The sequence below is a fragment of the Pseudomonas sp. NPDC077649 genome, from assembly GCF_044542855.1.
GTDB lineage: Bacteria > Pseudomonadota > Gammaproteobacteria > Pseudomonadales > Pseudomonadaceae > Aquipseudomonas.
Map to the genome: position 1 here is coordinate 15,685 of NZ_JBITVF010000009.1, position 22,212 is coordinate 37,896.

Annotated in this window: 24 protein-coding genes; 2 read left to right on the top strand and 22 right to left on the bottom strand. The window is 65.9% G+C overall.

Annotated features, from left to right (window positions below; translation table 11 throughout):
* Window positions 1–64 precede the first annotated feature (64 nt).
* Window positions 65–1,735, top strand: a complete 1,671-nt coding sequence (gene leuA / locus ACIGFL_RS21725) for a 2-isopropylmalate synthase (protein ID WP_397498533.1) — start codon at window positions 65–67, stop codon at window positions 1,733–1,735.
* A 148-nt stretch (window positions 1,736–1,883) separates the two neighbouring features.
* Here the strand turns inward: leuA and ACIGFL_RS21730 are convergent, their stop codons facing one another.
* The 21 genes from ACIGFL_RS21730 to trmJ form a co-directional block, all read right to left on the bottom strand.
* Entirely contained in the window at window positions 1,884–2,666 is a 783-nt protein-coding gene (locus tag ACIGFL_RS21730) for an amidohydrolase (protein WP_397498534.1), read from the bottom strand.
* 100 nt (window positions 2,667–2,766) lie between these two features.
* The gene (locus ACIGFL_RS21735; RefSeq protein ID WP_397498535.1) at window positions 2,767–3,915 is read right to left on the bottom strand and encodes a pyridoxal phosphate-dependent aminotransferase; all 1,149 of its coding nucleotides are present in this window, start codon (window positions 3,913–3,915) and stop codon (window positions 2,767–2,769) included.
* 140 nt (window positions 3,916–4,055) lie between these two features.
* Window positions 4,056–5,531 (bottom strand): ribosome biogenesis GTPase Der, encoded by a 1,476-nt coding sequence (gene der, locus ACIGFL_RS21740; protein ID WP_031302559.1) that lies wholly within the window; start codon window positions 5,529–5,531, stop codon window positions 4,056–4,058.
* Window positions 5,532–5,634: 103 nt separating this feature from the next.
* On the bottom strand, window positions 5,635–6,786 hold the full coding sequence (bamB, locus tag ACIGFL_RS21745) for an outer membrane protein assembly factor BamB (protein ID WP_122108825.1): 1,152 nt from the start codon (window positions 6,784–6,786) through the stop codon (window positions 5,635–5,637).
* Window positions 6,779–7,423 (bottom strand): tetratricopeptide repeat protein, encoded by a 645-nt coding sequence (locus tag ACIGFL_RS21750; RefSeq protein WP_397498536.1) that lies wholly within the window; start codon window positions 7,421–7,423, stop codon window positions 6,779–6,781. Before ACIGFL_RS21750 ends, bamB begins: the two co-directional genes overlap by 8 nt.
* Window positions 7,424–7,475: 52 nt before the next feature.
* Window positions 7,476–8,756, bottom strand: a complete 1,281-nt coding sequence (gene hisS, locus ACIGFL_RS21755) for a histidine--tRNA ligase (RefSeq protein WP_021441918.1) — start codon at window positions 8,754–8,756, stop codon at window positions 7,476–7,478.
* A gap of 20 nt (window positions 8,757–8,776) precedes the next feature.
* Window positions 8,777–9,889 carry a flavodoxin-dependent (E)-4-hydroxy-3-methylbut-2-enyl-diphosphate synthase gene (gene ispG, locus ACIGFL_RS21760; protein ID WP_397498537.1) on the bottom strand — a complete coding sequence of 371 codons (1,113 nt, stop codon included), beginning with the start codon at window positions 9,887–9,889 and terminating at the stop codon, window positions 8,777–8,779.
* A 2-nt stretch (window positions 9,890–9,891) separates the two neighbouring features.
* Window positions 9,892–10,947, bottom strand: a complete 1,056-nt coding sequence (locus ACIGFL_RS21765) for a RodZ domain-containing protein (protein ID WP_397498538.1) — start codon at window positions 10,945–10,947, stop codon at window positions 9,892–9,894.
* On the bottom strand, window positions 10,944–11,705 hold the full coding sequence (gene pilW / locus ACIGFL_RS21770; RefSeq protein WP_397498539.1) for a type IV pilus biogenesis/stability protein PilW: 762 nt from the start codon (window positions 11,703–11,705) through the stop codon (window positions 10,944–10,946). The genes ACIGFL_RS21765 and pilW overlap by 4 nt, the downstream gene beginning before the upstream one ends.
* Before the next feature lie 13 nt (window positions 11,706–11,718).
* Complete coding sequence (gene rlmN, locus ACIGFL_RS21775; RefSeq protein WP_397498540.1) at window positions 11,719–12,867, bottom strand: 23S rRNA (adenine(2503)-C(2))-methyltransferase RlmN; 1,149 nt, start codon at window positions 12,865–12,867, stop codon at window positions 11,719–11,721.
* A 28-nt stretch (window positions 12,868–12,895) separates the two neighbouring features.
* The gene (gene ndk, locus ACIGFL_RS21780; RefSeq protein ID WP_017675177.1) at window positions 12,896–13,327 is read right to left on the bottom strand and encodes a nucleoside-diphosphate kinase; all 432 of its coding nucleotides are present in this window, start codon (window positions 13,325–13,327) and stop codon (window positions 12,896–12,898) included.
* A gap of 100 nt (window positions 13,328–13,427) precedes the next feature.
* Complete coding sequence (gene iscX / locus ACIGFL_RS21785; RefSeq protein ID WP_021442757.1) at window positions 13,428–13,628, bottom strand: Fe-S cluster assembly protein IscX; 201 nt, start codon at window positions 13,626–13,628, stop codon at window positions 13,428–13,430.
* Between the two features lie 13 nt (window positions 13,629–13,641).
* Window positions 13,642–13,983, bottom strand: coding sequence for an ISC system 2Fe-2S type ferredoxin (gene fdx / locus ACIGFL_RS21790; RefSeq protein ID WP_021442758.1), 342 nt, complete (start codon window positions 13,981–13,983; stop codon window positions 13,642–13,644).
* Between the two features lie 4 nt (window positions 13,984–13,987).
* Window positions 13,988–15,853 (bottom strand): Fe-S protein assembly chaperone HscA, encoded by a 1,866-nt coding sequence (gene hscA / locus ACIGFL_RS21795; RefSeq protein WP_397498541.1) that lies wholly within the window; start codon window positions 15,851–15,853, stop codon window positions 13,988–13,990.
* Between the two features lie 45 nt (window positions 15,854–15,898).
* Window positions 15,899–16,420, bottom strand: coding sequence for a co-chaperone HscB (gene hscB, locus ACIGFL_RS21800; protein WP_397498542.1), 522 nt, complete (start codon window positions 16,418–16,420; stop codon window positions 15,899–15,901).
* A 9-nt stretch (window positions 16,421–16,429) separates the two neighbouring features.
* Window positions 16,430–16,753: an iron-sulfur cluster assembly protein IscA gene (iscA, locus tag ACIGFL_RS21805; RefSeq protein WP_021442761.1), complete on the bottom strand. Its 324-nt coding sequence runs from the start codon at window positions 16,751–16,753 to the stop codon at window positions 16,430–16,432.
* Between the two features lie 14 nt (window positions 16,754–16,767).
* A complete protein-coding gene (iscU, locus tag ACIGFL_RS21810) occupies window positions 16,768–17,154 on the bottom strand; it encodes a Fe-S cluster assembly scaffold IscU (protein WP_003246233.1) in 387 nt (128 codons plus the stop codon).
* A gap of 43 nt (window positions 17,155–17,197) precedes the next feature.
* A complete protein-coding gene (locus tag ACIGFL_RS21815; protein ID WP_021442762.1) occupies window positions 17,198–18,412 on the bottom strand; it encodes an IscS subfamily cysteine desulfurase in 1,215 nt (404 codons plus the stop codon).
* 30 nt (window positions 18,413–18,442) lie between these two features.
* A complete protein-coding gene (iscR, locus tag ACIGFL_RS21820; protein WP_021442763.1) occupies window positions 18,443–18,937 on the bottom strand; it encodes a Fe-S cluster assembly transcriptional regulator IscR in 495 nt (164 codons plus the stop codon).
* A gap of 136 nt (window positions 18,938–19,073) precedes the next feature.
* The gene (gene cysE / locus ACIGFL_RS21825; protein ID WP_397498543.1) at window positions 19,074–19,859 is read right to left on the bottom strand and encodes a serine O-acetyltransferase; all 786 of its coding nucleotides are present in this window, start codon (window positions 19,857–19,859) and stop codon (window positions 19,074–19,076) included.
* Window positions 19,852–20,631 (bottom strand): tRNA (cytosine(32)/uridine(32)-2'-O)-methyltransferase TrmJ, encoded by a 780-nt coding sequence (gene trmJ / locus ACIGFL_RS21830; protein ID WP_397498544.1) that lies wholly within the window; start codon window positions 20,629–20,631, stop codon window positions 19,852–19,854. The genes cysE and trmJ overlap by 8 nt, the downstream gene beginning before the upstream one ends.
* 145 nt (window positions 20,632–20,776) lie before the next feature.
* On the opposite strand from trmJ, the gene suhB reads away from it, so the two are divergent.
* Window positions 20,777–21,592 carry an inositol-phosphate phosphatase gene (gene suhB, locus ACIGFL_RS21835; protein ID WP_021442766.1) on the top strand — a complete coding sequence of 272 codons (816 nt, stop codon included), beginning with the start codon at window positions 20,777–20,779 and terminating at the stop codon, window positions 21,590–21,592.
* Window positions 21,593–21,650: 58 nt separating this feature from the next.
* Here the strand turns inward: suhB and ACIGFL_RS21840 are convergent, their stop codons facing one another.
* Window positions 21,651–22,193, bottom strand: coding sequence for a glycine zipper 2TM domain-containing protein (locus ACIGFL_RS21840; RefSeq protein ID WP_021442767.1), 543 nt, complete (start codon window positions 22,191–22,193; stop codon window positions 21,651–21,653).
* Between the last annotated feature and the right edge of the window lie 19 nt (window positions 22,194–22,212).

Sequence of the window (22,212 nt, forward strand, 5' to 3'; positions counted from 1 at the left end):
CCGCGACTGCGTGGCTGAATCCGCTCGCCGCCCCCCCTTTCGCTGCCGCTCCAAGGATTTCGCCATGACCATGCTCAAAGACCCGTCGCAGAAGTACCGTCCCTTCACCCAGATCCAGTTGCCCGACCGCACCTGGCCGGACAAGATCATCGACCGTGCGCCGATCTGGCTGTCCACCGACCTGCGCGACGGCAACCAGTCGCTGATCGAGCCGATGGATGCCGAGAAGAAGATGCGCTTCTTCAAGTGCCTGGTGGGCGTGGGCCTGAAGGAAATCGAAGTGGGCTTTCCCTCCGCCTCGCAGACCGACTTCGACTTCGTGCGGGAACTCATTGAGGGCGGCCATATTCCCGACGACGTCACCATCCAGGTGCTGACCCAGGCCCGCGACGACCTCATCGAACGCACCTTCGAGTCGCTCAAGGGCGCCAAGCGCGCCATCGTCCACTACTACAACGCCTGCGCGCCGAGCTTTCGCAAGATCGTCTTCAACCAGGACAAGGCCGGGGTCAAGGCCATCGCCGTGGCCGCCGGCCAGACCATCAAGCGCCTGGCTGCCGCGCAGCCGGAGACCCAGTGGGGCTTCGAGTATTCGCCCGAGGTGTTCAGCTCGACCGAGACCGATTTCGCCGTCGAAGTGTGCAACGCGGTGATCGCGGTGTTCCAGCCGACCCCGGCCAGCAAACTGATCCTCAACCTGCCGGCCACCGTCGAGTGCGCCACGCCGAACAACTACGCCGACCAGATCGAATGGTTCGGCCGCCATATCGACCGCCGCGACAGCGTGCTGATCAGCGTGCACACCCATAACGACCGCGGCACCGGCGTCGCCGCCTCGGAGCTGGCGGTGATGGCCGGCGCCGATCGCGTCGAGGGCTGCCTGTTCGGCAACGGCGAGCGCACTGGCAACGTCTGTCTGGTGACTTTGGCATTGAACCTCTACACCCAGGGCGTCGATCCGCAGCTGGACTTCTCCGACATCGATGCGGTGCGCAAGGTGGTCGAGGACTGCAACCAGATTCCGGTGCACCCGCGCCACCCCTATGCCGGCGACCTGGTGCACACCGCCTTCTCCGGCTCGCACCAGGACGCCATCCGCAAGGGCTTCGCCCAGCAGAAAGATGACGCCGTATGGGAAGTGCCCTACCTGCCGATCGACCCGGCCGACATCGGCCGCGACTACGAGGCGGTGATTCGCGTCAACAGCCAGTCCGGCAAGGGCGGCATCGCCTTCCTGCTCGAACAGGAATACGGCATCAACCTGCCGCGGCGCATGCAGATCGAGTTCAGCCAGGTGGTGCAGCGCGAGACCGATCGCCTGGGCCTGGAAATGACCGCGGCGCAGATCTACCAGCTGCTGGAGTCCGAGTACCTGCAGGCCAGCGCGCCCTACGCCCTGAAAGGCCACCGCCTGCAGGAAGAGAACGGCACCAGCGCGGTCGACGTGGAAGTGCTCAGCACCGGCGAAAGCCAGCACTGGCGCGGCATCGGCAAGGGCCCGCTGGAAGCCCTGGTGGCCGGCCTGCCGGTGGCCGTGGAGATCATGGACTACAGCGAGCACGCCATCGGCGCCGGCACCAACGCCAAGGCCGCGGCCTATATCGAGCTGCGCGTCAATGGCGGCCGCGCCCTGCACGGCATCGGCATCGACGAGAACCTGACCACGGCCAGCTTCCGCGCCCTGTTCAGCGCGCTGAACCGCGCCCTGAGCCAGGCCGAGGCACAGGCCGCCTGATCGAGCCGCCGCCGAAACGACAACGCCGGGCATTGCCCGGCGTTTTCATTTCCGCACGCCGTCCTACCGGCGTCGGTTGCGCCTCGTCAGCAGCAGTGCGCGCGGCGCACCCTACGGCCTCGACCGCACCGGCCATCGTCCACCGGCACTAGCGCAGGGCAAAGCCATCGGCATCCAGATGCGCCGGGAAGCGTTCGCGGTAGGCGGCCAGTTCGCCGGCATTGAGGGTCAGGCGAAACACCCCGTCGCCGGTCTCGGCCGCCAGCAGCGGCTCGCCCTGGAAATCCAGCACCTGTGAGTCGCCGGCATAGGCATGGCCCTTGCCATCCTCGCCGATGCGGTTCACCGCCGCGACATAGCACAGGTTCTCGATCGCCCGCGCCGGTAGCAGGCGGTTCCAGTGCAGGCGCCGCGCCGCCGGCCAGTTGGCGGTGTAGAGCAGCAGGTCGGTGCCGCCGGCATCGCGGCTCCACACCGGAAAGCGCAGGTCGTAGCAGATCAGCGGACGCACCCGCCAGCCCTTGAGCTCCAGCAGCACCTGCTCGGTGCCGGCGGCGTAATGCTTGTGTTCGCCGGCCATGCGGAACAGGTGGCGCTTGTCGTAGTGCGCCAGCGAACCGTCCGGGCGTGCCCAGAGCAGGCGGTTGCGGTAGCTGCCGTCGGCGGCCTGGATGATCAGGCTGCCGCAGATCGTCGCGCCGAGGGCACGCGCCTGTTCGCGCAGCCAGCTCGTGGTCGGGCCATCCTCGGGTTCGGCCAGGGCGGCGGAATCCATGGAAAAGCCGGTGGAGAACATCTCCGGCAGTATCACCAGGTCGGCGCCGCGCGCCTGCGCCAGCAGCGCCTGGAAATGCGCGCGGTTGGCGGCCGGGTCGTGCCAGGCCAGGCGGGTCTGGACCAGCGCCAGTGCGAGATCGGGTTTGTCGTTCATCTCAAGGCCTCGATAGCCGTGGCGGCGGATGCTCCGAAGGCTTGTCCGCCATTGCAATTGCCAGGTGGACCAGGCTTGGCCATGCCCACCCTACGCACGTCTAGACCGCGCAGAGCTTTTCCGCGGCCTGGCGCAGGGTGTCCTCGCGCTTGGCGAAGCAGAAGCGCACCAGACGCAGGTCCGCCGGCGGGCTCTGGTAGAACACCGATACCGGAATCGCCGCCACGCCGTGCTCGCGGGTCAGCCATTCGGCCATGGCCACGTCGTCAAGCTCGGGGCGAATCGCCGAGTAGTCGACCAGCTGGAAATAGGTGCCGGGGGCGCGGCGGAAGCTGAAGCGCGAACCGGCCAGCAGGTCGCAGAACAGGTCGCGCTTGGCCTGGTAGAAGGCCGGCAACTGCTCGACATGCTCGGGACAGGCGGCCATAAAGTCGGCCAGCGCGTGCTGCAGCGGGGTCACCCCGCAGAAGTTCACGTACTGGTGGATCTTGCGCAGTTCGGCGGTGAGCGCCGGCGGTGCCACCACGTAGCCGGTCTTCCAGCCGGTGACGTGGTAGGTCTTGCCGAAGGAGCTGACCACGAAGGCGCGCGCGTACAGTTCTTCATGGGCCAGCACGCTGGCATGGCGCACGCCGTCGTAGATCAGGTGCTCGTAGACCTCGTCGCTGACGATATGGATGTCGCGGCCGCGAATCAGTGCGGCCAGGCGGTCCAGGTCGGCGCGGGTGAGCAGCGCGCCGCTGGGATTGTGCGGCGAGTTAAGGAAGATCAGCCGGGTGCGCGGGGTGATGGCATCGGCCAGGCGCTGCCAGTCCACGGCGAAGTCCGGCAACGCCAGCGGCACGTGCACGCAGCGCCCGCCGGCCAGCTCCACCGAGGGCTCGTAGCTGTCGTAGCAGGGGTCGAGGACGATGGCCTCGTCGCCCGGATGGATCAGCGCCTGCACCGCGCAGAAGATCGCCTCGGTGGCGCCGGGGGTGATGGTGATCTCGCTGTCGGCATCGCGCTGCACGCCGTAGCTGCGGGCGATCTTGGCCGCCACCTGCTGACGCAGCGCCGGCAGGCCGGTCATCGGGCAGTACTGGTTGCGCCCCTCCAGCACATGGCGCGCCACCGCCTCGCGCAGCGCCTGCGGGCCGTCGAAGTCGGGAAAGCCCTGGGACAGGTTGAGCGCGCCGACGTCCGCGGCGAGCTGGGACATGCGGGTGAAGATGGTGGTGCCGACGTTGGGCAGTTTGCTGGCGAGCATCGCGACTTCCTGCGGGGGCTTGAGCAAGCCGCGAGGATAGCCGATGCCCGCTGCCAAGGGCAGCAGCAGGGCTTATGAAAAGCGGGAAGAAGCTTATGCCTTGCCCGCCGCCAAGGCAGCGGCGGGCAAGGCGGCGGCGCTTACTTGCGCTTGTCCTTGCGCTTCTTCTCGGCCTTCTTGTGGTGGCTCATCAGGCGGCGCTTCTTGTTCACCTGACGGTCGGTGAGGGTGTTCTTGTTGCCCTCGTAGGGGTTCTCGCCGCCCTTGTACTCGATGCGGATCGGCGTGCCGACCAGCTTGAGCACGCGGCGGTAGGTGTTCTCCAGGTAACGGGTATAGGCGCGCGGCACCGCGTCGACCTGGTTGCCGTGGATCACGATCAGCGGCGGGTTGGCGCCGCCGAGGTGGGCGTAGCGCAGCTTGATGCGGCGGCCGTTGACCAGGGGCGGCGCATGGTCGCTGACGGCATCCTCGAGAATCTGCGTCAGGCGGCTGGTCGGCCAGCGGGCGATGGCCGACTGGAACGAGGCCTGCACCGACTTGTACAGGTGGCCGACGCCGGTGCCGTGCAGCGCCGAGATGAAGTGGATATCGGCGAAGTCGACGAAGAACAGCCGGCGCTCCAGCTCGGTCTTGACGTAATCCTTCTGCCCCTGATCCATGCCGTCCCACTTGTTCAGGGCGATGACCAGGGCGCGGCCGCTTTCCAGGACGAAGCCGAGCAGGTTGAGGTCGTGGTCGACCACCCCTTCGCGGGCGTCCATGACGAACACCACCACGTTGGAGTCCTGAATCGCCTGCAGCGTCTTGACCACCGAGAACTTTTCCACCGCCTCGAAGATCTTGCCGCGGCGGCGCACGCCGGCGGTGTCGATCAGGGTGTACTTCTCGTCGTCGCGCTCGAAGGGGATATAGATGCTGTCGCGCGTGGTGCCGGCCTGGTCGTAGACGATGACCCGCTCTTCGCCGAGCATGCGGTTGACCAGGGTCGACTTGCCGACGTTGGGCCGGCCGATGATGGCCAGCTTGATGCCGTCCTTCTCGCTCGGGCCGGGAATGCGCTTGGCCTCCTGGCCTTGCTGCACCTCTTCCTCTTCGCCGCCCTCTTCCGGCTCGCCGGCATCCTTGGGGAAGGCGCCGAGCACGGCTTCGAGCATCTGGGTGATGCCGCGACCATGGGCGCTGGCGATCGCCAGCGGCTCGCCCAGGCCCATGGGGCTGAACTCGGCGCGGGCCAGGTCGACGTCGAGGTTGTCGACCTTGTTCACCACCAGGAAGCTCTGCTTGTTACGCCGGCGCAGGTGCTCACCGATCATCTGGTCGGAGGCGGTCATGCCGGCGCGCGCGTCCACCAGGAACAGCACGGCATCGGCCTCTTCGATAGCCTGCAGCGACTGCTCGGCCATCTTCGCGTCGATGCCTTCCTCGTCACCGGAGATACCGCCGGTGTCGATCACGATATAGGTGCGCCCCTGCCACTTCGCCTCGCCGTACTGGCGGTCGCGGGTCAGACCGGAGAGGTCGCCGACTATGGCGTCGCGGCTGCGGGTCAGGCGGTTGAAGAGCGTGGACTTGCCGACATTGGGCCGGCCCACCAGGGCTATTACGGGAACCATCAGGCTCTCCACTAGGTTATTTCATAAAATGCAAAGGCCGCTGCACGGGCAGCGGCCGGAATGTTTCAGGCTGCCGCCAGGATCACCTGGCAGCATAGCCGGTTCACTTGATGGTCAGCGCCACCAGCTTGCCGCCGTTACCGAAGGCATACAGCCAGTCGCCCACCACCAGCGGACGGGCGCGCAGGCCGGCGCTGTCGATGCGCTCGCGACCGACGAAGCGGCCGTCCACCTGGCTCAGCAGGTGCAGGTAGCCTTCCAGGTCGCCGACCGCGACGTAGCTGGAGAACACCTCGGGCGCCGACAGCTGGCGACGGGCCAGGGCATCGTTGCTCCACAGCGCCGAGGCGCTGCGCTCGTCGATGCCTTCCACGGTGCCGTTGGCCAGGCTGACATAGACGTTGCCGAAGCCCTGCGCCACGTTCACCGAACTGGACGCCTCGCGCTGCCAGAGTATGCGGCCGCTCTCCAGGTCCAGCGCGGCGACGCGGCCCTGGTAGCTCACGGCATAGACGGTGCCGCCGGACTGCAGCAGGCCGCCGTCGATATCCACCACTCGCTCCAGCTCGGAACGGCCCTGGGGAATGGCCACGCGCTGCTCCCACACCGGCAGGCCGCGCTGGGCATCCACCGCGATCACCTTGCCGCTGGACAGACCGGCCACCACCAGGCGATTGGTCACCAGCGGGCTGCCGGTGCCGCGCAGGGTCAGCACCGCCGGGGTGTTCTCGAAGATCCAGCGCTGGCTGCCGGTATCGGCGTCGAAGGCGATCAGGCGGTCGTCCTGGGTCTGCACCACAACCACGTCGCCGTTGCTCGCCGGGGCTGCCAGCACTTCGCTGGTCACCCGCGAACGCCACTGCTCCTCGCCGGAGCTGGCATCCAGGGCGATCACCTCGCCCTTCAGCGTGCCCAGCAGCACCTGGCCGTAGCCGGCGCCGACCGCGCCGGATACCGGAATGTCCAGTTTCTTGCGCCAGATCACCTTGCCGCTCATGCGGTCCAGGGCCATCACCAGGCCTTCGACGTCGGCGGCGTAGATCACCTCGCCGTCGATGGCCGGCACCAGCATGTTGAAGGTCTCGCCCTGGCCTTCGCCAATGGAGCGGCTCCACTCGGTGCGCAGTTCGACTTCCTCGTCGAACTTGGTCAGTTCGGCCGGCGGCAGTTCCTTCTTGCTATTGCTGCTGCAACCCACGGCCAGTACGGCCAGGGCCAGCAGTGCGGCATTCTTCCAACGCATCACGTCACGCATCCCCTTTTGCCAGGTCGTCCAGCTTCATCTGCAGGCCACCGACGGCGGCGTCCTCGGCCAGGGCCGCCTTGGCTTTCTGGTAGGCGGCATGCGCCTCGTCGGCACGCCCCAGCTGCACCAGCAGGTCGCCCCTGAGCTCTTCGCGGCTGGCCAGGAAGGCTGTATCGGCTTCGCCGGCGAGCAGCGCCAGGGCCTCCTCGGCCTTGTCCTGCGCGGCCAGCACACGGGCCAGGCGCTGCCGCGCCAGTTCGCCCAGGGTGGCATCGGCCGGCTTGTCGAGCACGCCCTGCAGCGCCGCCGCGGCATCGTCCAGCTTGCCCGCCTCGACCGCCACCTTGGCGACGAACAGGCTGCCGTACTGCGCGTAGTGGCTGCCGGCATATTCGTTGTTGAGCTTGCCAGCCAGCTCGGCGACCTTCGCCGCGTCGGGCTCGCCAGCCGGGTTCAGCGCGGTCTCCAGCAGTTGCTGGTAGATCTGCGAGGCGCCCTGCGCCTGGTTGCTCTGGTACTTCTGCCAGCCCTGCCAGCCGAACACCACCACCAGGGCCAGCACGCCGCCAGTCAGCAAGGGTTTGCCGTTGCGCTGCCACCAGTCCTTGATGACCGCCAGCTCTTCTTCATCGGTACGCGAAACCACCCCAATACTCCTATCGCTCGACCCCATGACAGGTCGTTGAGAAAACTACCTGTTAAATACGGGCTGCCAGGTGTTCGGCCAGGGCCGCCCAGGCAATGTTCTGTTGTTCGCTGTCGTCGCGCAGCGGCTTGCAACCTACCACTTGCCGGGCCAGTTCGTCTTCACCCATGACCAGGGCGTACAACGCGCCGCTCTTGTCGGCCTTCTTCAACTGGCTCTTGAAGCTGCCGCCGCCGGCGTTGAGCTGCAGACGCAGCCCCGGCAATTGATCGCGCAGGCGCTCGGCCAGGGCCAGGGCGGCCAGTTCGGCCGGCTCGCCGAAGGCGCACAGGTACAGGTCGACCTGGCGGGCAATCTCCGCCGGCACCTGGTCCAGGGTCTCGATCAGCAGCACCAGACGCTCGATGCCCATGGCGAAGCCCACGCCCGGCGTCGGCTTGCCGCCCATCTGCTCGACCAGGCCGTCGTAGCGGCCGCCGGCGCAGACGGTGCCCTGGGCGCCGAGCTTGTCGGTAACCCACTCGAACACGGTCTTGCTGTAGTAATCGAGGCCGCGCACCAGCTTGGGATTGATCACGTAGGGAATGCCGGCGGCATCGAGACGGGCCTTCAGCCCCTCGAAATGCACGCGCGATTCCTCGTCCAGGTAGTCCGCCAGCTTCGGTGCGTCGACCAGCAGGGCCTGGGTCTCGGCCACCTTGGAATCGAGGATGCGCAGCGGGTTGCTGGCCAGACGGCGGCGGCTGTCCTCGTCGAGCCGCTCGGCGCGTGCCGAAAGGTAGTCGACCAGGGCGTCGCGGTAACGTGCGCGCGCCTCGCTGGTGCCCAGGCTGTTGAGTTCCAGGGTCACCGCATCGCGGATGCCGAGCAGGCCCCACAGGCGCCAGGTGAGCACGATCAGCTCGGCATCGATGTCCGGGCCGTCGATATTGAAGACCTCCACGCCGATCTGGTGGAACTGCCGGTAGCGCCCCTTCTGCGGGCGCTCGTGGCGAAACATCGGGCCGATGTACCAGAGCTTCTGGGTCTGTCCGCCACCGGCCAGACCATGCTCGAGCACGGCGCGCACGCAGGCCGCGGTACCTTCCGGACGCAGGGTCAGGGAGTCGCCGTTGCGGTCCTCGAAGGTGTACATCTCCTTCTCGACGATATCGGTGACCTCGCCAATGGAGCGCTTGAACAGTTCGGTGAACTCGACGATGGGCATGCGGATCTGGCGGTAGCCGTAGCCGTCCAGCAGGCTCGCCACGCGGCCTTCGAAGTAGCGCCAGAGCGGGGTCTGCTCGGGCAGGATGTCGTTCATGCCACGAATGGCTTGCAGGGTCTTGCTCACAGGAAGTCCTTAACGCCGCGTCAGCCGCGGACGATCACGGCCGCATCGGCGGCGGCCTTCTCGGCCGCCTTGTCGCGAATGAGCCGTTCCAGCTCATCCACCAGATTGTCATTGGTCAGTTTCGAGGCGGGCTTGCCGTCGATATAGACCAGGTTGTTCGGCGTACCGCCGGTCAGGCCGATATGCGCTTCCTTGGCTTCGCCGGGGCCGTTGACCACGCAGCCGATCACCGCCACGTCCAGCGGCACCAGCAGGTCCTCGACGCGGCTTTCCAGCTCGTTCATGGTCTTGACCACATCGAAGTTCTGCCGCGAGCAGCTCGGGCAGGCGATGAAGTTGATCCCACGCGAACGCAGGCGCAGCGACTTGAGGATGTCGAATCCGACCTTGATCTCCTCCACCGGATCGGCGGCCAGGGAGATGCGGATGGTGTCACCGATGCCCTCGGCCAGCAGCATGCCCAGGCCCACGGCCGACTTCACCGTACCGGAGCGCAGACCGCCGGCCTCGGTGATGCCCAGGTGCAGCGGCTGCTCGATCTGCTGGGCCAGCAGGCGATAGGCGGCGACGGCCATGAACACGTCGCTGGCCTTCACGCTGACCTTGAAGTCGGGGAAGTTCAGCCGATCCAGGTGCTCGACATGGCGCAGTGCGGATTCCACCAGCGCCTCGGGGGTGGGTTCGCCGTATTTCTTTTGCAGGTCCTTTTCCAGCGAGCCGGCGTTGACCCCGATGCGGATCGGGATGCCCTTGTCGCGGGCAGCCTCGACCACCGCCCGGACCCGGTCTTCGCGACCGATATTGCCCGGATTGATGCGCAGGCAGTCGACGCCCAGCTCGGCCACCCGCAGGGCGATCTGGTAGTCGAAGTGAATGTCGGCAACCAGCGGCACACGCACCTGCTGCTTGATCCGGCCGAAGGCCTCGGCGGCGTCCATGTCCGGCACCGAGACGCGCACGATGTCGGCGCCGGCGTCTTCCAGGCGACGGATCTGCGCCACGGTGGCGGCCACGTCGTTGGTGTCGGTGTTGGTCATGCTCTGCACCGCGATCGGCGCATCGCCGCCCACCGGTACCGAGCCGACCCAGATCTTGCGCGACAGTCGGCGCTTGATCGGCGATTCGCAATGCATGCTTACAACCCCAGCTTCAGGCGCGCGGTCTCGCCCGTGATGAAGGGCGAAACGTCGACCGCCTCGCCGTTGTAACTGACCTGGGCGCCACGGGCGAAGCCCAGGCGCAGCTCCATGGGTGCCTTGCCGGTCAGCTCGATGCGCTCGCCGCTGCGCTTGAGCGCGCTGACCAGCACCTTGCCGTCGGCATCGGTGACCTGGGTCCAGCAATCGGCGCTGAACTGCACGCTGAGCGCGCCCTGCCCGGCGGCCAGCGCAACCGGCGCGGCCGGCTCCGCAGCAGCCGGCGCCGGGACGACCGGAGCAACCGGAGCAACCGGAGCAACCGGAGCAACGCTAGCAGGGCTGCTCGGCTCGCTGGGCGCAGGTTCTGGCGCAGGCACGGACTGGCTCGGCACCGGCACGGCAGCGCTGGACTCGCTCGCGGCGGGCTCGGCGGCCGCCTGCTCGGCAGCGCTGTCGGCCGCGCCGTCCACGGTCTCGCTCGGCTCGACCGGCAACAGCAGCGGGCTGGTCGGCTCGCCGCCCTGGGCGGCCACCACCGCCTGGTCTTCCGGCTCGGCCAGCGAGTGCACCTGGGTGGTGCCATCGGCGCCGTCCACTTCCACCTGATCGAGCCCCAGGCCGGCCAGGTCCGGCGCAGGACGCCCCTGCTCCTGCCACCAGAGGAAACCGGCGCCGATCAGGGCCAGCAGCAGCAGGAAGCTGACCAGACGCAGAATGCTTTGCGAGTAGCGCGCCGGCTCCTCGATGCGCCCGAGGCTGTGCACGCTGCTGCCGCTGGCATCGGTGCCGGTGAACTGGTCGAACTCCAGCACCAGACGGTTCTGGTCCAGCTCCAGCAGCTTGGCATAGGCGCGGATATAACCGCGGGCGAAGGTGGTGCCCGGCAGCTTGTCGAAGGCGCCCGCCTCGAGCTGACTAAGACGTTGTGGTGTCAGGTTGAGCTGCCCCGCCACCTCGGCGACGCTCCAGCCCTTGATCTCGCGGGCCTGACGCAGGCTCTCGCCCGGATTGTTCGGCATCGGCTGGGTGACTTCGCTATGCGCCGCTTTCATTGTTGCCCCGAAACGTATTGCTGATATTCCTGAGACGCCGGATACAACCGGCGCAGTTGCAGGCCCAGGCTGGCGGCCGTGTCCCGATCCTCGAAGACCTCCGCCAGACGCGCACCGAGCAATAGGCTGCGGGCGTTCTGCGGCGACATTTCGCTGAAGGCCTGGTAATAACCGCGCGCCGGCACATAGGCCTTGTCCTCGTAGGAGAGCATGGCCATCTCCAGCAAAGCCCGCGGCTGCCGGCTGCTGAGGCGCAAGGCGCGCTGGAAATGTTCCTTGGCCTGTTCGCGCTGCCCCAGCTGCAGGGCGGTCAGCCCGAGATTCTCGAATACCCTCGAGCGCTCGGGGTAGAGATTGTCTTCGGCCGCCTTGAGATAGGTGTTCATGGCGTCCTGATAGCGCTTCTGCTCGAACAGGAAACCGCCGTAGTTGTTCAGCAGGCGCGCATCCTTGGGTCGCTGCGACAGGGCCTTGCGAAAATGCTCATCGGCCAGCTGCGGCTCCATTTCCAGCTGGAAGGCCATGGCCAGCGCGGCATGCGCGTCGGCATTGGACGAATCCAGGTCCAGCGCGTTCTTCAGCGGCACCTTGGCGCGCTGAGTGTCGCCCTGCTGAATATAGGCAATACCCAGTTGCACATAAGCATCGCGCGCCTCGTCGCGCCCCTTCGCCGTACGCATGGGGTCGACATCCCCCGTGGTCACACAACCGCCAAGCAGACTGGCAACTAGCAATAACAGCGCAGGGCGCAGGGTCATGGGCATCCTCTCTTCAGCTTCGATTGGCGGCGGGGCGAGGCTCTTGCGCCTCGCTGCCCAGTTGGCGCACGGCAATATAGCGCTCGCTGCGACGGGTACGGTCCATGACCTGGCCAACCAGCTGGCCACAGGCGGCGTCGATATCGTCGCCGCGCGTGGTGCGCACGGTGACGTTGTGCCCGGCCTTGTGCAACAGGTCCTGGAAACGGCGGATGGCGTTGTTGCTCGGCCGCTCGTAACCCGAGAAGGGGAAGGGATTAAACGGAATCAGGTTGATCTTGCAAGGCACATCGGCCAGAAGTGCGACCATCTGCTCAGCGTGCTCGGGCTGATCGTTGACGCCCTTGAGCAGGGTGTACTCGATGGTCAGTACGCGTTTCTCACCAAGCTTGGCGACGTAACGCTTGCAGGCCGCCAGCAACATGTCCAGCGGGTACTTCTTGTTGATCGGCACCAGCTGGTTGCGCAGCTCGTCGTTGGGCGCGTGCAGCGACAGGGCCAGGGACACGTCGATCACCTCGGCCAGCTTGTCGATCATCGGCACCACGCCGGAGGTGGACAGGGTCACCTTGCGCTTGGAGATGCCGTAGCCGAGGTCGTCCATCATGATCCGCATGGCGGAGACGACGTTGTCGAAATTCAGTAGCGGCTCGCCCATGCCCATCATCACCACGTTGGTGATGGCACGATCGATCTTCGCCGGAACGCTGCCGAAGGACTTGTTGGCGATCCACACCTGGCCGATGATCTCGGCGCTGGTCAGGTCGCTGTTGAAACCCTGTTTGCCGGTGGAGCAGAAGCTGCAATCCAGGGCGCAACCGGCCTGCGACGACACGCACAGGGTGCCACGGCCGTTCTGCGGGATGTACACGGTTTCCACGCAGCTGCCCGACGCCACGCGCACCACCCACTTGCGCGTGCCATCGGCGGAAATATTTTCGCTGACCACTTCCGGGCCGCGAATCTCGGCAGAGGCCTCGAGCTTCTCGCGCAAGGCCTTGCCGACATTGGTCATGGCGGCGAAATCATCGACGCCAAAGTGGTGAATCCACTTCATTACCTGGCCGGCACGGAAGCGCTTCTCGCCGATGGACTCGAAGAACTGTTCCATTTCCGGCTGGGTCAGGCCCAGCAGGTTGATCTTGCCGGCGGTATTGGTCATGGCTTCACCCTCGCATCATTCGCCGTGATCAGCGAATGCGCGCGCACAGCTCGGTGGCGGAGAAGAAGTAGGCGATCTCGCGCGCAGCCGACGCCTCGGAGTCGGAGCCGTGTACGGCGTTCTCGTCGATGGACACGGCGAAGTCGGCGCGGATGGTGCCGGCAGCGGCTTCCTTCGGGTTGGTGGCGCCCATCAGCTCGCGGTTCTTGGCAACGGCGTTCTCGCCTTCCAGCACCTGCACGATGACCGGACCGGAGGTCATGAAGGCAACCAGATCCTTGAAGAAGCCGCGCTCGCTGTGCTCGGCATAGAAGCCGGCGGCCTCGCGCTCGGACAGCTGCACCATCTTCGACGCGACGACGCGCAGGCCGGCCTTTTCGAAACGGGTGGTGATTTCACCGATGACGTTCTTGGCGACGGCGTCAGGCTTGATGATGGAGAAAGTACGTTGAACGGCCATGTGAAGCTCCAGAAACTTAGGGTTAAAGCGAAAAATTAAACCCGCGAATTATACGCGGGTTCCGGTTAAAAGCGTAGGGCGGGCGCCATGAGCGCCTGTTTCAGTCGAGTTCTTCGATCCAGGCCGCCTGAATGGCTTCGAGCACCTTCTCGCCGCCGCGCTGCGGGTCGTCGGCGAAATCCGGCAACTCCAGCACCCAACGATGCAGATCGACGAAATTCACGTAGCGCGGGTCGACATCCGCCTTGCGTTCACTGAGCTGGATGGCGATTTCCAGCACATCGGTCCACTTCAGACTCATGCTGTTTTCCTGATCAATGCGGCGCTTCGGCCGCGTGATTGAGCGAATACTTGGGAATCTCGATGGTGAGGTCTTCCTCGCCGACTCGCGCCTGACAGGCCAGACGCGACTGCGCCTCCAGCCCCCAGGCCTTGTCCAGGTAATCCTCTTCCAGCTCGTCGGCCTCGTTCAGCGAATCGAAGCCCTCGCGCACGATGCAATGGCAGGTGGTGCAGGCGCACACGCCGCCGCAGGCGCTCTCCATCTCGATATGGTGCTGGTGCGCCAACTCCAGGATGGAAACGCCGGGCTCCGCCTCGACCACCATGCCATCCGGGCAGAACCGCTCATGGGGCAGAAAAATGACCTGCGGCATCAGTTTAGTCCTCGATCTCGTTCAGATTGCGCCCGGCCAGCGCGGCTTTTACCGTCGAATCCAGGCGCCGGGCGGCGAAGGCGTCGGTCACCTGCGACAGACGCTTGCTCTGCCGCTCGATGGCCGGGCCGTCATTGCTGGCGAGCAGCTCGCGCAGCTCCTGCACCTGCAATTCGATGACCTCACGCTCCTCGGCATCGAGCAAACGCTCGCCATCGGCCTGCAGCGCCGCCTCGACCGCCTCGATCAGGCGCTGGGCGTCGACCTGCTGCTCGCGCAGGGCGCGGGCGGCCTTGTCGTCGCCGGCGTTCTGGAAGGAGTCCTGCAGCATGCGCGCGATCTCGCCATCGGTCAGGCCGTAGGACGGCTTGACCTGAATGCTCGCCTCCACCCCGGAACCCAGCTCGCGGGCGGCGACGCTGAGCAGACCGTCGGCATCGACCTGGAAGGTCACGCGGATCTTCGCCGCGCCGGCTACCATCGGCGGGATGCCGCGCAGCTCGAAGCGCGCCAGGGAGCGGCAGTCGGCGATCAGTTCGCGCTCGCCCTGCAGCACGTGGATCATCATGGCCGTCTGGCCATCCTTGTAGGTGGTGAAGTCCTGCGCGCGCGCCACCGGAATGGTGGTGTTGCGCGGAATCAGCTTCTCCATCAGCCCGCCCATGGTTTCCAGGCCGAGCGACAGCGGGATCACGTCGAGCAGCAGCAGCTCTTCGCCGTCGCCGCGATGATTGCCGGCCAATGTGTCGGCCTGGATCGCGGCGCCGATGGCCACCACCTGATCCGGGTCGATATTGGTCAGCGGCGTGCGGCCGAACAGCTCGCCGACCGCTTCGCGTACTCTGGGCACCCGGGTGGAGCCGCCGACCATGACCACCGCACTGACCTCCTCCAGCTCGACGCCGGAGTCGCGCACGGCGCGGCGGCAGGCCTTGAGGCTGCGTGCCAGCATCGGCTCGATCAGCGCTTCGAACTGCGCGCGCGACAGCGTGCCGCGCCAATCGCCATGGGCCAGCTCGACGCTGTCGGCGGCGGTCAGCCCTTCCTTGGCCGCACAGGCGGTTTGCAGCAGGCTGCGCTGGGTCGCCGGGTCTAGGTCGCTGGACAGGCCGGCCTGGCCGATGATCCAGTCCGCCACGGCGTGATCGAAATCGTCGCCGCCCAGGGCGCTGTCGCCGCCGGTGGCCAGCACCTCGAACACGCCGCCGGTCAGGCGCAGGATGGAAATGTCGAAGGTACCGCCACCCAGGTCGTAGATCGCCACCACGCCCTCGGCCTTCTGATCCAGGCCGTAGGCCACGGCGGCGGCGGTCGGCTCGTTGAGCAGGCGCAATACGTTGAGGCCGGCCAGGCGCGCGGCGTCCTTGGTGGCCTGACGCTGGGCATCGTCGAAATAGGCCGGCACAGTGATCACCGCCCCGACCAGCTCGCCACCCAGGGCCTGCTCGGCGCGCAAGCGTAGCGTCTTGAGGATTTCCGCGGAGACTTCGACGGGGCTCTTGGCGCCCTGCACCGTCTCGATAAAGGGCATATGCGACTCGCCGACCGCGAAGCGATAAGGCATCTGCTCGCCGAGCTGATGCACATCGGCGATCCCGCGGCCCATCAGGCGCTTGACCGACAGCACGGTATTGAGCGGGTCGCGGGCAGCCGCCAGCTTGGCCGACTCGCCGACCTCGACGCTGCCTTCGTGATAACGCACGGCCGACGGCAGGATGACCTTGCCCGCGGCATCGGCGATGGGCTCGGCCAGGCCGCTGCGCACGGCGGCGACCAGAGAATTGGTAGTGCCCAGGTCGATACCCACCGCCAGCCGACGCTGATGGGGTTGCGGGCTCTGCCCTGGCTCGGCGATCTGCAATAAGGCCATGGTCTTCTTGAAATCATCAGGCAGGCTGCCGGGGCAACCCACGGGTTAATCGTCGAGGCGCTCTTCTAACTGGCGCACTTCATGGGAGAGCTTGTCGAGGAACTGCATGCGGCGCATCAGGCGCTCGGCCTCCTCGCGCCGGGCGTCATCGTCCCAGCAGGCGGCGAAGCTGTCGTTGAGCTGCTCCTGCGCGCTCTTGAGGCGGCGCTTGAAGGCGGCCACGCCAGCCAGGTCGGCGTCGTCCTGCAGCTCCTCCAGCTCCTCGCGCAGCTGCATCTGCTGCAGGAGGAAGTCCGGATCCTGCACCGTCACCTCCAGCGGCAGCTCGGGGCCACTCAGGGCCAGCAGGTAGCGCGCACGCCGCGACGGCGTCTTCAGCACCTGGTAGGCCTCGTTGAGGCTGGCCGAGCGCTCCAGCGCCAGGCGCTGCTCGCGCTCGCCGGCGTCGGCGAAACGATCCGGGTGAACCTGGCGCGCCAGCTCGCGGTAGCGCGCGGCCAATTGCTCGAGATCGAGACGAAAACTCGGCTGCAGCTCGAACAGGGCGAAATGACAAGGAGTACCCACGCGATAGCCTCAGACGTTGAAGCTCTCGCCGCAGCCGCATTCGCCGCGCACGTTGGGGTTATTGAACTTGAAGCCCTCGTTGAGGCCTTCCTTGACGAAGTCCAGCTCGGTGCCGTCGAGGTACACCAGGCTCTTGGGGTCGATGATCACCTTGACGCCGTGACTCTCGAACACCTGGTCCTCGGCCGCCAGTTCGTCGACGAACTCGAGCACGTAGGCCAGACCCGAACAACCGGTGGTGCGCACACCGAGGCGAATGCCCTCGCCCTTGCCGCGCCCATCGAGGGAGCGCTGCACGTGGCGAGCCGCCGCTTCAGACATGGTGATGGCCATTGCAAACCTCGTCTTTAGAGCAAGCCTTTCTTCTGCTTGTAATCGCGCACGGCCGCCTTGATGGCGTCCTCGGCGAGCACCGAGCAGTGGATCTTCACCGGCGGCAACGCCAGTTCCTCGGCCAGCTGGGTGTTCTTGATGCTCTCGGCCTCGTCCAGGGTCTTGCCCTTCATCCACTCGGTGGCGAGGGAGCTGGAGGCGATGGCCGAACCGCAGCCATAGGTCTTGAACTTGGCGTCTTCGATCACTCCGCTCTCGTTGACCTTGATCTGCAGGCGCATCACGTCGCCGCAGGCCGGCGCACCGACCATGCCGGTGCCGACGTCCGGGTCTTCGGCATTCAGTTTGCCGACGTTGCGCGGGTTCTCGTAGTGGTCGATGACCTTGTCACTGTAAGCCATGGTGCTATTCCTCTCTCATCAGGTGCCGCTCTTCGGGCAGCTATCAGTGTGCTGCCCATTCCACGGAGGAAAGGTCGACACCTTCTTTGAACATATCCCACAGGGGCGACAGTTCGCGCAGCTTGTCCACCGCCTCGCGCACCTTGGCGGCGGCGTAGTCGACTTCCTCTTCGGTGGTGAAGCGGCCGAAGGTGAAGCGGATCGAGCTGTGCGCCAGTTCGTCGTTGCGGCCCAGGGCGCGCAGCACGTAGGACGGCTCCAGGGAAGCCGAGGTGCAGGCGGAACCGGACGACACGGCGAGGTCCTTGAGCGCCATGATCAGCGACTCGCCCTCGACGTAGTTGAAACTCAGGTTGAGGTTGTGCGGCACGCGCTGGGTCAGGCTGCCGTTGACGTACAGCTCTTCCATGCCTTCGAGCTGGCGGTAGAAACGATCGCGCAGGGCTTTGACGCGCTGGTTTTCCGCAGCCATTTCTTCCTTGGCGATACGGAAGGCCTCGCCCATGCCGACGCACTGGTGGGTGGCCAGGGTGCCGGAGCGCATGCCGCGCTCGTGGCCGCCGCCGTGGGTCTGGGCCTCCAGGCGCACACGCGGCTTGCGCCGCACGTAGAGGGCGCCGACGCCTTTCGGGCCGTAGGTCTTGTGCGCGGAGAAGGACATCAGGTCGACCTTGAGCTTGTCCAGGTCGATCTCCACCTTGCCGGTGGACTGCGCCGCATCGACATGCAACAGCACGCCGCGCGAGCGGGTCAGCTCGCCGATGGCGGCGATGTCGTTGATGGTGCCGATCTCGTTGTTGACGTGCATCACCGACACCAGCGTGGTGTCGTCGCGCAGCGCGGCTTCGACCATGGCCGGGGTGATCAGGCCGTCTTCGCCGGGTTCCAGGTAGGTAACCTCGAAACCTTCGCGCTCGAGCTGGCGGGTGGTGTCCAGCACCGCCTTGTGCTCGATCTTCGAGGTGACGATGTGCTTGCCCTTGCTGGCGTAGAAGTGCGCCACGCCCTTGATGGCGAGGTTGTCGGACTCGGTCGCGCCGCTGGTCCAGACGATCTCGCGCGGGTCGGCATTGACCAGCTCGGCGACCTGGCGACGGGCGTTTTCCACCGCCTCTTCGGCCTTCCAGCCGAACACGTGGGAACGCGAAGCCGGGTTGCCGAAGTTACCATCGACCAGCAGGCACTCGCTCATCTTCTGCGCCACACGCGGATCGACCGGGGTGGTAGCGGAGTAATCGAGGTAAATCGGCAATTTCATCAGGCTTCTCCTATCAGGCAAACGCCCTGCTCATTCGACGGCGGACGCTTCAATCTTGTCCAGGTGTGGCACGGCCCTGCCAGTACAGCGGCGCTGATCCTGGCGCAGCGCGACTTCCTGCACCTCGCGGCGCGCGACCAGATCGGCCAGGCTGATGCCACTGAGGAACTCGTGAATCTGCTGACTGAGGTCGCACCACAGATGATGGGTCAGGCAGGTGTCGCCGGCATGGCAATCGCCCTGCCCCTGGCAACGGGTGGCATCCACCGACTCGTTGACCGCATCGATCACCTGGGCCACCTGGATGCCGCGCATGTCACGCGACAGCTGATAGCCACCGCCCGGCCCGCGCACACTGGACACCAGATTGCCGCGCCGCAGCTTGGCGAACAGTTGCTCCAGGTAGGACAGGGAGATACCTTGCCGCTCGGAAATATCGGCCAGGGATACGGGACCGTGCTGCGCGTGCAACGCCAGATCGAGCATGGCGGTAACGGCGTAACGGCCTTTGGTGGTCAGTCGCATGGCTCTACCACGAATCACTGAATTGCGGCGAAGTATGCGATTCCCGAGTATTTAAGTCAACTATAAGACCTATTGATTTACTCGGGATTGAGCGCGAAAAGAGGCGGCATCATAGCAAAGACCGCCTCGCCGCGCATCAGGCCGCCGGCTTGTCGCCCTGCTGCTGGTCCTTGCACACCTCGGCGAAGTCCTCGTCGCGCAGCACCGGCAGGTCCTTGGCGCAATAGTCGCTACCCAGGGCGGTGAGCGCCTTGCACATGCCCTCCAGACGGCCGTCGACCGCATGCAGGTGATCGAGCAACTGGCCGATGGCGCGCGCCACCGGGTCCGGCATGTCCTGACCGACGCCATAGGCATCGAAGCCGATCTTCTCGGCCATCGCCTGACGCTTGGCCTCCTGCTCGTCGTCGGACTTGACGATGATCTTGCCGGGAATCCCCACCGCGGTAGCACCGGCCGGCACCTCCTTGGTCACCACCGCATTGGAGCCGATCTTGGCACCGGCGCCGACAGTGAACGGACCAAGCACCTTGGCCCCGGCGCCGACCACCACGCCGTCTTCCAGGGTCGGGTGGCGCTTGCCCTTGTTCCAGCTGGTGCCGCCCAGGGTCACGCCCTGATAGAGCGTGACGTCGTTGCCGATCTCGGCGGTCTCGCCGATGACGATGCCCATGCCGTGGTCGATGAAGAAACGCCGCCCGATCTTCGCCCCCGGATGAATTTCGATACCGGTCATCCAGCGCCCGAAGTTGGAGACCACGCGCGCCAGCCACTTCCAGCCCGAACGCCACAGCGCGTGCGCCACGCGATGCAGCCAGACAGCGTGCAGCCCGGGATAGCAGGTCACCACCTCGAACGCATTGCGCGCCGCCGGATCACGGTGAAAAACGCTCTGGATATCTTCTCGCATGCGCTCAAACATCAGACTTCCCCTGCTTGTGAGACTCTCCACGCACGGCCTTCTCCGTCTCGGTCAGGATGCCGCGCAGGATATTCATTTCCAACTTGCTCACCGCACTGCGCCCATACAGTCGACGCAGACGCGTCATCAGGTGCCGCGGCTTCTGGGGATCGAGAAAACCGATCATCACCAGCACGCGCCGCAGATGACCGTAGAAGGACTCCAGTTCGTCCGCTGTCGCCGCCTGAGCATTGAGCATCGCTGTCGACTCCAGCTTCTCTACCTTGGTCGGCAGACTCGAAGCCGTCAGCCAGGCCATGCGCACTTCATAGGCCAGCACCTGCACCGCCGCCGCCAGATTCAGCGAGCTGAATTCCGGGTTGGACGGGATATGCACGTGGTACTGACATCGCTGCAACTCTTCGTTGGTCAGGCCGGCATATTCACGACCGAACACCAACGCCACCTCGCCACCTGCAGCAGCCTGCTCACAGCTGGTCACGCCGCATTCGCGCGGATCGAGCAACGGCCAGGGGATGCGTCGATCGCGCGCACTGGTGCCGACCACCAGGGTGCAGCCCACCAGCGCTTCCTCCAGGGTATCGACCACCTGCGCGGCATCGAGGATATCCGTGGCGCCGGAGGCGCGCGCCACCGCGTCGCCGCTGGGAAAATCCTCGGGATCTACCAGCACCAGGCGCGACAGGCCCATGTTCTTCATCGCCCGCGCCGCGCCGCCGATATTGCCCGGATGACTGGTGTTGACCAAAACCACGCGAATATTGTCCAGCAACGCAGGCACTCTCAGAGACGACAAGGGGGCAACGATCTTACCCAAGCCCTCGGATTAATGCCATGCGGCGTACAGACGGCACTGCATCCGCCGGACTTTTCTGCTAACATGGCCGGCTTTCTTTAACGCCCCAGGTGAACCTTCCATGCAGCCCATGCTGAATATCGCCCTGCGCGCCGCTCGCAGCGCCGGTGAAATGATCTTTCGCTCCATCGAGCGCCTGGACGTCATCTCGGTCGACGAGAAGGATGCCAAGGATTACGTCACCGAGGTCGATCGCGCCGCCGAACTGATGATCGTCCAGGCCATTCGCAAGGCCTACCCGACCCACAGCTTCCTCGGCGAGGAAGGCGGCGCGCTGGAAGGCAGCGGCGAAGGCGCCGACTACCAGTGGATCATCGACCCGCTGGACGGCACCACCAACTTCATCCGCGGCGTGCCACACTTCGCCATCAGCATCGCCTGCAAGTACCGCGGCCGCCTGGAGCACGCCATCGTGCTCGACCCGGTGCGCCAGGAAGAATTCACCGCCAGCCGCGGCCGCGGCGCCGCCCTCAATGGCCGCCGCCTGCGCGTGAGCAACCGCAAGAGCCTGGACGGCGCCCTGCTCGGCACCGGCTTCCCGTTCCGCGACGGCCAGCTCGATCACCTGGACAACTACCTGAACATGTTCCGCAGCCTGGTCGGCCAGACCGCCGGCCTGCGCCGCGCCGGCGCCGCCAGCCTGGACCTGGCCTACGTCGCCGCCGGTCGCTACGACGCATTCTGGGAGTTCGGCTTGTCCGAGTGGGACATGGCCGCCGGCGCCCTGCTGATTCAGGAAGCAGGCGGCCTGGTCAGCGACTTCACTGGTGGCCACGAATTCCTCGAGAAGGGCCAGATCGTCGCCGGCAACACCAAGTGCTTCAAGGCCGTGCTGACCGCCATCCAGCCACACCTAGCACCTTCGATGAAGCGCTGAACACCAGTCGCCCGACAATAAAAAAACGCCCCGAGGGGCGTTTTTTTATGAACGGCGATTATTGCGCCTGCTGCACCAGCACCAGCTCGCCCTGCTTGTTAACCGGAATCTGAGCGCCCGGATCGCGGTCCATGCGCACGGTGCCGACCTGCTCGCCCAGCTGATACTTGACGTCGTACCCCACCAGCTTCTCGCTGGTGTCGGTCACGGTGTTACAGCGGGTTTCGGTGGTGGTGTAGGTGTCACGCGCCTGCATGCCCTCCTGGATCTTGTTGCCGGCGTAGCCGCCGCCGACCGCACCGGCCACGGTGGCGATCTTCTTGCCGCTGCCGCCGCCGACCTGATTGCCCAGCAGGCCACCGGCGATGGCGCCGATGGCGGTGCCGGCGATCTGGTGCTGATCCTTGACCGGCGCCTGACGGGTAACGGTGACGTCCTTGCACACCTCGCGCGGCGTCTTGATGGTTTCCTTGACCGGGGTCACCGCCAGCACTTCGGCGTACTGCGGGCCGCGATCGACCAGGCTGTAAGTGGCAACCGCGCCGCCAGCGGTAACGCCGACAGCGCCCAGCACGGTACCGATCAACATCGACTTGTTCATGATTCTCTCCTAGGCTCGG